The following is a 13,761-nucleotide window of genomic DNA, read 5'->3' on the forward strand; positions in this document are numbered from 1 at the left end:
AGTCCAATTACAATGCCACTTCACCTATTTCATATATTAACACGTATTTAAACAATTCTTAAATAAAATCACTTTTAATTATACTTTAAAAATGATTTTATTACAAAGTTTTGATTTTTTATTTCATTACCACTGTATACTAGGTGATATTTTTTTATAAATTTAATCCTATATAATTTTTCACAATTAACTAGTATATATTTAAAAGCTTATATGCCTTCAGCATATAAGCTTTTATAATTTTCATATCATATATTAATGCAATTACATAATAAAAACATAAAACAAACCAAATCTAAAACTAAGATGTTTGTTTATTATTATAATAATTATAAATGTAAAATGGTACTCCGATAAGCATCAGTATGAATCCCCACATTACAGTTTCTGCTCCTGAACCATAAATAGTCCATATAGAATATGCAAATGCCAAAAGAGGTATTATTGATTTCTTTATAAATATTTTAAAATTAAATTTCTGCTCTTCTCTAAACATAAGCATCATTTCTGCACTTACTGCTAATAAATAAACAGGTAAAAATGACAATGTTGCTAATATAGTTATAAACGTAAAAGCAGATACCATGCTCTTTTGGTAATTCATCACAAGTAATATATTTACCAATACTGATCCAGCTATTAATGAATTTATTGGAGTTCCATACTTAGGATGTAATTTACCAAAAAATTTAGGAAACACTCCATCTATTCCTGCTGCATATGAAACTCTAGCTGTTGATAATAGCCATCCAATTGTTGTTCCTAAAATGCATATTACAACTGCGATTGTTAGTCCTTTACCAATTGAGTGTCCAAATATATTAGTTAATATGTCTGTAAGTGGTGCTGTACTAGTTGAAAGCTGTAGATTTGACATAGCTCCCATACTTCCAACACTTATTAATATGTAAATAACAGATGCTATTATCATTCCATATATTGTGCTCTTTTTAACATTTTTTTCTGGATCTCTGATTTCTCCTGCTGTAACTGTAGAACTTTCCAAGCCTACAAATGCCCATAATGTTGATGTTGCCGCTAATGGAATTGTAGATAATCCCTTTCCTTGTGGCATAAGTGGCATTAAATTAATTTTATCAAAATTTAAGAAAGCTGCTATTATAAATACTCCAAAAAATGCAATCTTAAACACAGTAACAAAAGTTTGAATCTTTCCAGCTTCTTTAACTCCTACTATATTTAATATAGTAAAAATCCATAATAATGAGCTAGTGTATATTATTGATGCTAATGGATTTTGAAGTGCAGGTATAATGGATGCACTATAGCTAGATAAAGCCACAATAATTGCAGCATTTCCAATCCAAGAACCATTCCAATATAACCATGCACTTAAAAAGCCTGTGAATTCTCCAAATGCTTCTTTAGTATATTGATATGCCCCCCCAGTAGCTGGATATTTAGAACCTAAGTTTGCAAATGAAATTGCTATTAATATAGAACCTATAGTCGTTATAACCCATGCTATTATTGTTGCTAACGGGCCTGATACCTGTGCAAGGGTTGCTGGCAACATAAATACTCCTGAACCAATCATATTTCCACATACAAGCATAGTAGCCATAAATAGACTGATTTCTTTCTTCAAGTTGTTATTCTCCATTTTTTCCTCCTAATGTTGGACTGAAATCACAATATAAAATTTAACCTTTAACATTGTAATTTTATCAGCTTCTCATCATTTGTCAATGCATTGTCTAATGTTTATATACAGTTACACAATTTGATATTATTAAAATTTCTGTTTACAAAGTGTAATTTTATATTTTCATAATATTTCAATTTATAAATTGATTAATAATTAATAATTTATAGAATATATTTATAATTTTCTCTTTATTAGAAATTTATATACTATATTTCTTAATAATTTAACTACACTTCTTCTTTTTTTCCACATTTCTCATATAAAAGAACCCCTGTCCATTCACATAAGAATCCTAATACTGCGCCAATAAGTAATGATGGTATAAGATTCATCAAATCTCCATTAGCTGCAAATGTTGAAAATGATCCAACAAAAGCTCCTGGTATAAATGCAAGTACTTTAATTTTAGATTGTATACATAAGAAAAATGTAGTCACTATTGTCATGATTACTCCCGCTTGTGGAAAACCTAACATAGCTGATACCTTTATACTTAGCATTGCCCAAAATACTCCACTCAAATTTGTACATATAGCACTTTTAAATCCCTCTTTTTTACCACCTGCTGCAAAAAAAGTAGTACAACCTGCAAAACCCGCCCAAGCAATTAATCCTGCAGCATCAGCACCTATCATCCACGCACCACAAAGTATTGCTGTAGTTAATGATAATGAAAATAATGAACTCATTATTATTTCCTCCTATAATATTAATTTTAGGTTATTTTTTATTAAAATGTTTATTATAAAATGTATTTAACTATTTTATGATAAAAATAGCTGTGTTTAATCTTATGGATTTTTAACACAGCTATTATTATAAATGAATAATTAAAAAATTTATAGAATTATTTCTCTTTCTTCTCCATTATTTTTGAATTTTATTTCGCCCTTACCTATAGCTGTAACTGGACATACAAGTGCACATAAATGACATCCAACACATCTATCTTTATTTACTTCCGGCTTTCTTTCCTCTACATTCCATTTTATAGCTTGATGAGCACCATCATAACAAGAAATGTAACATCTACCACAGCCTAAACATTTTTCTTCATCAACTTCTGGATAAACTATATATTCTCTATCTAAATCTTCAGCTGGAATAATATTTTTAACAGCTATTCCAACCATATCTTCTAGCTTTTCAAATCCATGTTCTTCCATAAAATGAGATAACCCACTTATCATATCTTCTACTATTCTATACCCATATTGCATTACTGAAGTAGTAACTTGAAGATTACTTGAACCCAATAATATAAATTCTAAAGCATCTTCCCATGTTTCTATTCCGCCAATTCCACTTATAGGAACACCTTGTAATTTTTCATTCTTAACAAGTTCATAAATAAATCTTAATGCTATTGGTTTTACAGCTTTTCCTGAATATCCTGAAACAGATGATTTAGCATTAACTACTGGTTTTGCAGTCATTGAATTTATATCAATACCAGTTATGCTTTTTATAGTATTTATTGTTGCAAGTCCTGTTGCTCCGCCTTCCATAGATGCAATAGCTGGTACTGACATATCTCCTATGTTAGGAGTCATTTTAGCTAGTATTGGTAAATGAGTACCTCTTCTAGTTGCTTCACAATATTTTTTAACAAGTTCTGGGTTTTGACCAACATCTGAACCCATTTCATGACTTGTCATTTGAGGACATGAGAAATTACATTCTATCATGTCAGCACCAGCTTCAGTTACAAGCTTTGCTAAGTCTTCCCACTCTTTTTCATTTTCTCCCATTATTGAAGCTACTACAACTTTAGTAGGATAATTTTCTTTTAATCTTCTTAAATCATCTAAATTTTGTTGTAATGGATGATCTGATATTTGTTCCATATTTTTAAACCCAACAAATGAAGTTGATTCTTTTCTTAAACTATCAAAACGTGGAGAAACTTCATTAGGCATAAAGAAACCTATAGTTTTAAACATTACACCTGCCCACCCAGCTTCAAATGCTTTAGCACACATTTCATAGCAATTTCCTACTGGTGATGATGATAAGAAAAATGGATTTTCACATTTTACTCCACAAAATTCTATTGATAAGTCTTTGATAATACTCATTATCTAGCACCTTCTTTCTCATTTAAATATTGATCTATTTTTTCTGCTGCTTCTTTTCCTAATTTAAGTGCATAAACAACTGTTTTATCACCTTCAACTATATCTCCACAAGCAAATACTCTATCAATATTAGTTTTATATTCTTTAGTTAATATCATTCCTTTATCATTAAGCTCTATATTAGCTATTGAATTTACTTCTTCTTGTTCTTGTCCAATTGCAAATATAACATTTTCTGTAGGTATATCTAAGTTTGAGTCATCAAACATACCTACCCCTTTAAATCTTGAAACACTACCATTTTCTCCAATAATTTCTTCAGGCTTAATTCCTGTAAATATTGGTATATTTAAGTCTATTACTTCTTGAATACTCTTTCTTTCAGCTGGCATTTTTTCTATAGTTCTTCTATAAACTATTTTAACATCTCCTGCACCTAAGTTCTTAGCTGTCATTGCACAATCTATTGCAACGTCTCCACCACCAACAACTATAACTTTATTTCCTAGTTTATATTGTCCAGTTGACTTTACTTCTGCTAAAAAGTCTGTACCATTAATTACACCATTTAAATCAGAACCATTTATTTTAACTTCTTTACTCCTTTGCATTCCACAGGCAATTAAAAATGCTTTATAGCCCTCTTTACTTAAAGAATCTATAGTAACATCTTTTCCAATGTTTACATTAGTTCTAAACTCTACACCTAGATTTTCTATATATTTAATTTCATTATCTACAACTACTTGAGGTAGTCTTTCTTCTGGTATTCCATAAGTTAACCAACCACCTAATTTTTCTTTTTTTTCAAATACTGTCACATTGTATCCTAATTGTGCTAATTTAGTTGCTGCTGCTAATCCACTTGGACCTGAGCCAACTATAGCAATTTTTTCTTTATTACTTTCTACTTTGTTTAGCATTTCCATCCCTAAAACGTTTTCATAATCAGTTAAATACTTTTGAAGCTTTGCAATTTCTATAGGCTTGTCTATATTTGTTCTACTACAAGCTCCTTCACAATATTTCTTGGTAGGACATACTCTGGCACACACTCCTCCAAGTATGTTGTTTTCTCTTATTGTCTCAACAGCTCCCTTTAGATTTCTAAAGCGAAGCGAACGAATAAATTTAGCTGGATTCGTTCCTATTGGACATGCTTGTGAGCACGGTGCATCATAACATAGTAAACATCTTGAAGATTCCTCTATCGCAAATACTGGACTGATTAATTCTTCATTGTTTTTTTTCATTTTATTATTTTTATACAAAATGATCCCCCCTAAGTTGTGTATCGACAATATTAACTTAATATTTAAGAAATACTATTAAGTTAATCTTATGATGTTATAATTATATCATAAATAAATACAATGTTTTACTTTGCACTTTCTTGTTATGTTAATGTTTACATTGACTATTTGTTAAAATAATTATTTTTTAGATACTCTATTGTAACTTCTTTCTTTTTTATACACTATATTTATGTTTTTTATATTTTTGTATATTATGTAAAATGTTTCAACTAAAACAAAATTATCTATTAAAACAATAATTATGTTATTCTAATAGATAGTTTATTTTAATTTATGACTATTTATATCAATAATTTGTATATCATATAAGTCATTATTTAATTATATTTCCTGAGAAATAATGGGATTTTTATAAATTCCTAAAGAATAAAAAAATCTATACGTTTGTTCTTTGCCATCTAACAAACATATAGATTATACTAAGTATTTGAGTTATTTTGTTTTTTCATTAGATTTTATACAAAATAATATAAAATTTAATTAGTTTATACATAATACAATACACTTAGCTTTTTATTTTTGAGTACTTTTTTAATTATTTTTTTAGATTTTGTTCTTCTTTCCCAGTATCTGTAATATTGCTTACGGAACCATTATTCTTATCTTTTGAAGTTTCATTATTTTTATCTTCTGTTTCTTCATTGTTTGTTGTATTATCCCCTGGCTTAATTTCCTCTATTGGAGGTAATACTATTTCTGGCTTTGTTTCTGGAACTTCTTCAGGATCCTTCTTTATTTCAGACTCTTTATTATCTTCTATTGGCTTTTGTACTTCTGGAGTAATTTCTTTTATTGTTTCTTCAATTTTATCTTTTTTAGGTATTGTATTATTTTCTAAAGTATTTTCTGGTTTATCACTATATTTATCATCTGATAAATTATTATTTATTTCTGGTTTTTCTGAATTTTGTGCATTATCAGCTTTCCAGTAAATACAATTTTCTTTATCTTTTATTAAAGAAGTAATTTCTTTAACAGGAATATTTTCAATTTTAGATTTTACAGTTTCATCAGCTGAAAGAGAAACTTCATATCTTCCTAAACTTATACCTTTAGTTTTTGCTTCTTCCACCGCTTCTTTACTACCTTTTACATAAGTTACATTTTCAGTTTTAAAAGTTGTTTTAATAGCATCTTGTATTTGATTTTCGTAATTTTCATCTTCATGCTTATCTAATAATGCAAAAGCAACTAATACTTCTCCCGTTTCACCTAAATATTCTTTTTCAACTAGAATAGCCTTTATACCTTCTATTCCTTTGTCTATTTCTAGACCATTTATACTTGAAAAATCAATATTTTTGCCGTCCTCATTAACACCTTCAACAGCTACTATTTTCTTCTTATTATTAACCTGTATTTGAATACTTGGATTTATATCTAAGCTTACTACAGCATATGCTTTGTTAAATGCTAATGGTTGAAAGAACGTAAATATAAGTAAGAATAATGCTGCAAATGTTCCAAATGTTTTGAATAAGCTAATTTTATTAACACTTCTATTTTGATTAATATTAACTAAATCTTCTTCAAAGTAAAATATCTTTTGTCCTAATTTCATACCATCTTTTACTTTGATGCTCTCTATGCTACCCGTATCATTCATTACTATTGCATATTCTTTTTTTATTTCCATTATTATTCCCTTACTCATGATTATCACCTACTTTCTGATCCAATTTTTTAGTGTCTTAAGATTTTTCTTAAATATAATTACTACTGAAATTATAAATTTTTTGCTTCGTTTCACTACTTTTTCAGTAACAGAAAATCTAAGTACAATTTTCTTAATTGGTAATCTTTTTTTAACCTCCATAAAAGTTGTTAGTTCTTCTACTTCACTTATTTGCTTTGCTAAATTCATAGCATTTTCTCGTGTTGCTCTTTGCTTAGGCGCTTCTTCCACTAAATCTTCAAATGTAAAGCCATATAACATTATTTCTGATTTTAATATATTTATGTCATCAACTAATAATCCATTATCTTCTTCTTCTAAATATTCATCTTGAATTTCTATTCCCTTTTCAACCAGTTCTTCAATAGATGAACATGAATGTTTATTTTGGCTTTTTAAATAATTTTTAATTCTACTTGATATAACAAGCTTTGCGAATGGTAAGAAATAACCTTTATTTTTCTCATATCTTTCAATAGCCTCACAAAATGCAAGTAATGCAATACTTAGTTCTTCATCATTTTCACAAGACACATATTTTCCAGTAACATCAGATATGCTTTTAATTATAAAAGGCATATGTTGTTCTATTAATTGATTTACATCAAGGTCTTGTCCAATATTTAAATCTTCTAAAACACATTCGAGCATATTTAAGCTCCCTTCCTGTTCATTATTATATACAAAAAATATTAGTATTTTCGGTACTTTTTATTTCCAATGAATAAAATTTTCTAAAATATAATACATTGTATTACTTCATGCTTATATATTACCATATATTTTTTAATAAAGTAACAAGTAACAAACATATTTTATATGTACTAATTTTAATTAAATTAAAATTCAATCTTTTATTTAATTCTTTATAAATAAAAATCTTTTATTTATGATAAATTCTCACTAAATTTACGTATTTATTTTTTTAAATATAAAAATACTGCTAGGACTAATTAAAATCCTAGCAATATTATTAAAAATTATAATTTATTTATAACTTCTATTAAAAGTTTAATGATGCTGTTTATATAATTTCTACATATAAATATTATAATCAAAATAACAGCTTAATAGTTTTATATAAATATCTCTAATGTCCCAAATATCTTTAAAATTAGTATCATCTAAATATTGTCATAATAATTATCACCATAATATTCTCTTCTATTATATCTTCCTTGTTTATAAATATTATTTCTATTTTCTATTTGTTTTAGATTCATTTCTATCTTATTAAAATACTGTTCTTTTTGATTTAACTCATTTTCTTTTTCTTTAAGTTTAATTTCTTTTTCTTTAAGTTTAATTTCTTTTTCTTTTATATTATTTTCTTTTTTATTAATTTCCATTAAAAAACGATTCAAATTTTCTTGTTTTTCTTTAAGTTTAATTTCTTTTTCATTAATATAAATTTCTCTTTCTTTTATATTGATTTTTTCCTCTTTTATATTTAATTCTCTTTCTTTTATTTCTAACTCTTTTTCTTTTACTTTACTCATAAAGTCATAAGATGAATCTTTATAAGATTCCTGTTGCATTTCTTTTTCTTGTCTACCCTTTTGTTGTATATCTTTTTCTTGTTTATCAGTTTCTTTTCTTATTGATATTGATTTATAATGCATTTCATTTCTATTATCATTTACCGCAGTTGAAAAAGTTATTAGTGCCATAAAGGCTGCCCCCTTAATCCATTAATATATAGTTATGACAAATTTACTTCATCTATAGCTAAATAGCCATGCATAGCTACGGGACTAGTTGGTTTTGAAATGGAAGCTTCAAAAACAATTGTTTCAGTTACTGTAATTGTATATTGATGATGTTCCCAATCATCACTAATATATGGTACTGAATGTGTAAAAGTATCTCTTACAATTCCATCTGTATTTTTTATAACTACTTTAGCTACAGCCGGATCAGACTGTGGTCCTTCTGTCAAATGGAAGAATGCATAATAATCTATTACCTGTCCAGCTACTACATTAACACTTTGTTTTAGTATAGCGCTTTCATTAACCTTACCTGATCTTAATAAAGCAAAACATTCACTATCTTTACCTTTTAATTCTTTATTTTCACCATCCTTTTTATATTTAAATTCATCTGTGGCTTCAACAAATCCAGCAGGTATATCTATTTTAGTCCATCCATCAAGACTACATTTTCCTTCAACTTCAAATCCTCCATTGACAAAATCGTCTCCTGGTTCTGGTTCTGGACCTGGTTCATTACAATCTTCAAATTCAACTTGGAATAAAATTGATGCACAAAATACTGAATGGCAAGGTAAACAGAAATCTCCATAGTACTCTTCTGAATCATCACAACATTTTCTTATTTCTAGGATATATTCAACTCCACCGTCAAAACTATCTCCCTTTTCAACTACTTTATTATCTGTAATATTATATATTATAAAGTCACAATTTGTACAAATATCCATCACTTTTAAAGATGCTTTTTCAATAAGAGTAAGATCTAAAGTATCATTCACAGTTGGTTGTGAGTTAATTGGATGATAAGTTTCTTCTCCGTAATTTCCGAATACTAACAAAAATCCAAGATCGTCACCTTTACCTGGATTACATGGTTCTATCGAACATCCACAATCTCCTTCAGAATATACGTATTTATATGAAAACACTTTAATTTCTTTTTTTATGGTTATAGGTTTTACATTTTGCTTAAAGCAATTTAAATCCTTATTATAAAAGTTAGCTATATTTCTATAATTTATTTTTGCATCTGTAGGCATAATTATTCTCCTTATCTTTTTTCAGTGAAATTATCGTAAAATTTATTACTACACTATATGTTAATAAGAATAGAATTGTTACATTAATAAGCCCTTATATGAATTCTCTTAAAATTTTCATATAAGGGCTCTAGATAATACATAAAAATATTACTGGAAATAAAAATTTCCAGTAATATTTTATTAAAAAACGTGCAAACTACACAAAATTATTCAGAATCGTTAATACAACCCTCGAACTCAATTTGGAATAAAATTGATAAACAAAATACTGAATGACAAGGTAAGCAGAATGCTGCAGTACAGTTTTGGTCATTGTCATCACATTTTCTTATTTCAAGAGTATAGCTACTTCCTCCCATAAATTCAGTTCCAGTAGTAACTTCTATTGGGTTTGCTGGGTCTGTAACATCATATATTTTAAAATGACAATCTGCACAAATACTCATTACTTTTAAAGATGCATTAGTGATTTGTGAAAGATCTAAAATATCGTGTACAGTAGGATCTGTTGCAGGATCTGGACAATAATTCTCTTCTCCATAATTTCCAAATATTAATGTAAATCCAACATCGTCACCTTTTCCTGGATAACATTCTCGTCGACAATCACAATCTGCTTCTGAATATACATATTTATATGAAAATACCTTTGTTTCACTTTTTATAATTATAGGGACTTGATTTATTACATCACAGTCTGAATCAGTTGGGTCAAAACTAGCTTGATTAAGATAATTTACTTTTGCCATACTTATATTCTCCTTTAATACATAACTTTTTTAGCATTATTTATTTGCTACTTTAATTTATGTCGAAATAGGTAGATTTGTTACTCTTTTATTGAATCTTGTTCATAAAAAAATATCTAAAGTAATTGATATAATCTTTTTACTTTAGATATTCTTTAATTATTTACTTATATTTCATAATTTTATAATTTATATTTTCGCTATATTTTAAATAGATCCAGTAACTCATACTTATTTAATTTATTAAATAATCCTTCCTCTTTTAGCTCTCCAGTTATTACATCTTCTATTAATGATTTTTTATCTTCTTGAAGCAATAGTATCTTTTCTTCTATGCTTTCTTTTGTTATTAATTTAATTACTTGAACTACATTTTTTTGTCCAATTCTATGGGCTCTATCTGTAGCTTGATCTTCTATTGCTGGATTCCACCATGGATCAAAATGTATTACCATATCCGCTGAAGTTAAATTTAATCCAGTTCCTCCAGCTTTTAAAGAAATTAAAAATATTTTTATATCTTCATTATTATTAAATTCATGTGCAAGTCTAATTCTTTCTTTTGAAGGCGTACTTCCATCTAAATATAAATAAGAAATTTGTTCACCTTTAAGTTCATCACAAACTTTATGTAGTACAGATGTAAATTGAGAAAAAAGAAGTATTTTGTGGTTATTCTTTATGGATTTTTTTATCAATTCTTTTGCTACATTGATTTTTCCACTTCCGCCATCATAATCCTCAACAATTATGGATGGATCTAAACAAAGCTGTCTAAGTCTTGTTAAATAAGCAAATATAGCCATTCTATTATTTTTGCTATCAATTTGTTTTAACTTACACTGTATATCTTTAATATAAGTTTTATATATTTTCTTTTGATTCTTTGTCATCTCGACAAAAAATCTATCTTCTATCTTATCTGGCAATTCTTTTATAACATCTTTTTTCAATCTTCTTAATATATATGGATTTATCATTATTCTTAATTCTTGTTTTGATTTTTCATCATTATTTATGAATTTCTTCGAAAATTCATCTTTACTAAAAAGATATCCTGGCATTATAAAATCAAACAAAGACCATAAATCAAGCAAATTATTTTCAACTGGTGTTCCTGTTAATGCAAATCTAACCTTGGCCTTTATTCCCTTAACTACTTCTGTTACTTTTGCCTTAGGATTATTTATATTTTGTGCTTCATCTATTATTAAATAATCAAATTTCATACTTTCATATTTTAAATAATCATTTCTTAAAGTTCCATAAGTTGTAATTATCAAATCATATTTTTCAATATCATCTAATACTTTGTTTCTAGCTTTTAAATCTCCATGTATAATTCCTACTTTTAAACTAGGGGCAAACTTTTTAAACTCTTCATCCCAATTATATATTAATGATGTTGGAGTTATAACAAATGCTTTCCTATTTGGTTCTGAAAGTAAAAATGAAATTATTTGAATAGTTTTACCAAGTCCCATTTCATCAGCAAGTATTCCTCCAAAACCTAGTTTACTTAAATTTTTAAGCCATCTATATCCTTTAACTTGATATCCTCTTAAAGTAGCATTAAGATTACTTGGAATAAATATTTTCTCATCATCCAAATTCTCTAGCTTATTTAAAGCTTCTTTAAATATCTCTACTCCGTTAACATTATATTTTTTACTATTTAATTTTTCATTTAAATAATATAATTTATTATTATCAACTATATAAGAATTGTTTTCACTCATTATATCTATATTTAAATTTTCTATAATTCGTAAAAAGTTTATTATGTCTCCATCTTCTAAATTAACAAAACTCTCATCATTTAACTTAATATAACTTTTCTTCTCTTTCCATGCTAAATATATTGCATTTAAATCATTATTACTAAAATCACTTAATGAAAAAGAAAAATCGATACCTTCTTTGTTTTTGTTTAAATCATAATTAATAAATGATCCATTAAATAAAGTAAATAATTTTTCATCTTTTAAATCACTTACTTCTCCAATTTTTTTAATTTTGTTTATTCCATTTTTTAAAAACTCATAATATTCATCATCATTTCCTTGAAATATAAAATCACCAGAACTATAAAAAAATCTAAATTTATTCATTTCACTTTCAATATTTCTAACTTTTCTAGATCTTTTAATTATAAAGTTAGAGTTTATATTATCATGATTATAATCTAATTCTAAATTTTCTCTAATTATTTTAACTTTAATAATTCTATCATTATTCCTATTTATTAAATTAAATTTGAAACTTATTAATTTATCCAAATCATCGATAATATCTTGTTCAATATTTATATCATCAGAAATCTCATTTAAGACTTCTATTATTTTATTTATATCTTCTATATAAGTATCTTTAGATAAAATAATCTCTCCGTATTCCTTTAAATCTTCATAAAATTTAATATAACTCTGCAAGTGCTTTATAGGAGATATGTATATATTTCTATCATATAAAAAAGCATTCATTTTTTTATTTAATGGTATAGGAAAAACTCTTTTTGTTTTCAATATATAATCTTCTTTTAACTTTTTAAAAGTGAAACTAATTGGCAAATTAGTAGTTTTTATATCACACAAATAGTTTTGATAATTATATTTAAACTTTATTTTCTTTTTATTTATAAGGTTTAAAAATCTTCTTATATTTTGAGGAAATATTTTTATATTCCCAGTATTGAGTTCTAATCTACAAATACTTAAATATTCTTCTAGAAATTCTATTAATTCTTCATCATCTTCATTAAAGTAATATTTCTTATGGCTATATATAAGTCCTTTTGCTATATAAAAATTTTCTTTTTTTATATAGCTAGAAATAAATTCCTTCATATTAACTAAATACTTTGTTTTACTTCCTATTAAAAAACTTGCTTCAAAATAATCTTCATTTTTATCCTTTACTTCATTTACTACTACATCTATCGCTAAAAGTTCTTTATTATTTTTTTCATCTAATATATATTTAACATTTTCTTTTTTAACATTCTCTATTTTATTTTTATTACTTTGTTTTTTAACTTGATCAAAAAATGTTAATATTATAGCTACTAAATGCTCGCAAATTACTATCCCATCTAAATCTTCATCATATTTTTCTTTATGACATTCACATTTAGCTAAAGTAACTTTTCCATTTTTCAAATCTAATCTTAAATGTGGATTATATTCTTTAAGTTTATCATCTTTTATTTTTCCATATATGTTATATAAACTTTCAATCTTTTTTCCATTAAGTCTAACCAATTTCTTATCAGTTATAATATCTTTTCCCCTTGTTAAACTTATTTTAGATATACTTTTTAATAACTGTGATTCCAAATCTAATAACTTCAAATTATCACCACCTCAAAAATCCTAAATAAGCCTAAATAATCCAATATTGGTTTACTTAAGCAAATTATAAATATTAAAAGGAGCTTAGAGACCGGCGAAGGACACTCTAAGCTCCATAATTAGCACTTTACGTACCAACTGCCCATTTAGAATAACATAATTCTTA

Annotated in this window: 10 protein-coding genes; all 10 read right to left on the reverse strand. The window is 26.4% G+C overall.

Annotated features, from left to right (window positions below; all coding sequences use genetic code 11):
- Positions 1–301: 301 nt before the first annotated feature.
- The 10 genes from NG918_RS09810 to NG918_RS09855 all read right to left on the reverse strand — a co-directional run bounded on the left by NG918_RS09810 (position 302) and on the right by NG918_RS09855 (position 13,595).
- On the reverse strand, positions 302–1,624 hold the full coding sequence (locus NG918_RS09810; protein ID WP_252225925.1) for an APC family permease: 1,323 nt from the start codon (positions 1,622–1,624) through the stop codon (positions 302–304).
- 272 nt (positions 1,625–1,896) lie between these two features.
- The gene (locus NG918_RS09815) at positions 1,897–2,358 is read right to left on the reverse strand and encodes a DUF1097 domain-containing protein (protein ID WP_252213495.1); all 462 of its coding nucleotides are present in this window, start codon (positions 2,356–2,358) and stop codon (positions 1,897–1,899) included.
- Between the two features lie 150 nt (positions 2,359–2,508).
- Positions 2,509–3,747, reverse strand: coding sequence for an NAD-dependent dihydropyrimidine dehydrogenase subunit PreA (gene preA, locus NG918_RS09820; protein WP_252225928.1), 1,239 nt, complete (start codon positions 3,745–3,747; stop codon positions 2,509–2,511).
- Positions 3,747–5,000 (reverse strand): FAD-dependent oxidoreductase, encoded by a 1,254-nt coding sequence (locus NG918_RS09825; RefSeq protein ID WP_252213538.1) that lies wholly within the window; start codon positions 4,998–5,000, stop codon positions 3,747–3,749. Before NG918_RS09825 ends, preA begins: the two co-directional genes overlap by 1 nt.
- Positions 5,001–5,598: 598 nt before the next feature.
- Positions 5,599–6,717 (reverse strand): anti-sigma factor domain-containing protein, encoded by a 1,119-nt coding sequence (locus NG918_RS09830; RefSeq protein ID WP_252213491.1) that lies wholly within the window; start codon positions 6,715–6,717, stop codon positions 5,599–5,601.
- A 9-nt stretch (positions 6,718–6,726) separates the two neighbouring features.
- Complete coding sequence (gene sigI, locus NG918_RS09835) at positions 6,727–7,389, reverse strand: RNA polymerase sigma factor SigI (protein ID WP_252213489.1); 663 nt, start codon at positions 7,387–7,389, stop codon at positions 6,727–6,729.
- 473 nt (positions 7,390–7,862) lie between these two features.
- Complete coding sequence (locus NG918_RS09840; RefSeq protein WP_252225937.1) at positions 7,863–8,408, reverse strand: ribonuclease; 546 nt, start codon at positions 8,406–8,408, stop codon at positions 7,863–7,865.
- A gap of 32 nt (positions 8,409–8,440) precedes the next feature.
- Positions 8,441–9,493, reverse strand: coding sequence for a hypothetical protein (locus NG918_RS09845; RefSeq protein ID WP_252225939.1), 1,053 nt, complete (start codon positions 9,491–9,493; stop codon positions 8,441–8,443).
- A gap of 209 nt (positions 9,494–9,702) precedes the next feature.
- Positions 9,703–10,245, reverse strand: a complete 543-nt coding sequence (locus NG918_RS09850) for a hypothetical protein (RefSeq protein WP_252225941.1) — start codon at positions 10,243–10,245, stop codon at positions 9,703–9,705.
- Positions 10,246–10,445: 200 nt separating this feature from the next.
- Positions 10,446–13,595: a DEAD/DEAH box helicase gene (locus NG918_RS09855; RefSeq protein WP_252225943.1), complete on the reverse strand. Its 3,150-nt coding sequence runs from the start codon at positions 13,593–13,595 to the stop codon at positions 10,446–10,448.
- Positions 13,596–13,761 lie beyond the last annotated feature (166 nt).

It is taken from the genome of Clostridium sp. ZBS2 (genome assembly GCF_023845855.1).
Taxonomy (GTDB): Bacteria; Bacillota; Clostridia; order Clostridiales; family Clostridiaceae; genus Clostridium; species Clostridium aquiflavi.

Excerpts from the sequence above, each read along its gene's own strand:
- NG918_RS09810 (WP_252225925.1), bottom strand. The coding sequence starts at position 1,624 with ATGGAGAATAACAACTTGAAGAAAGAAATCAGTCTATTTATGGCTACT.
- NG918_RS09815 (WP_252213495.1), bottom strand. The coding sequence starts at position 2,358 with ATGAGTTCATTATTTTCATTATCATTAACTACAGCAATACTTTGTGGT.
- preA (WP_252225928.1), bottom strand. The coding sequence starts at position 3,747 with ATGAGTATTATCAAAGACTTATCAATAGAATTTTGTGGAGTAAAATGT.
- NG918_RS09825 (WP_252213538.1), bottom strand. The coding sequence starts at position 5,000 with ATGAAAAAAAACAATGAAGAATTAATCAGTCCAGTATTTGCGATAGAG.
- NG918_RS09830 (WP_252213491.1), bottom strand. The coding sequence starts at position 6,717 with ATGAGTAAGGGAATAATAATGGAAATAAAAAAAGAATATGCAATAGTA.
- sigI (WP_252213489.1), bottom strand. The coding sequence starts at position 7,389 with ATGCTCGAATGTGTTTTAGAAGATTTAAATATTGGACAAGACCTTGAT.
- NG918_RS09840 (WP_252225937.1), bottom strand. The coding sequence starts at position 8,408 with ATGGCACTAATAACTTTTTCAACTGCGGTAAATGATAATAGAAATGAA.
- NG918_RS09845 (WP_252225939.1), bottom strand. The coding sequence starts at position 9,493 with ATGCCTACAGATGCAAAAATAAATTATAGAAATATAGCTAACTTTTAT.
- NG918_RS09850 (WP_252225941.1), bottom strand. The coding sequence starts at position 10,245 with ATGGCAAAAGTAAATTATCTTAATCAAGCTAGTTTTGACCCAACTGAT.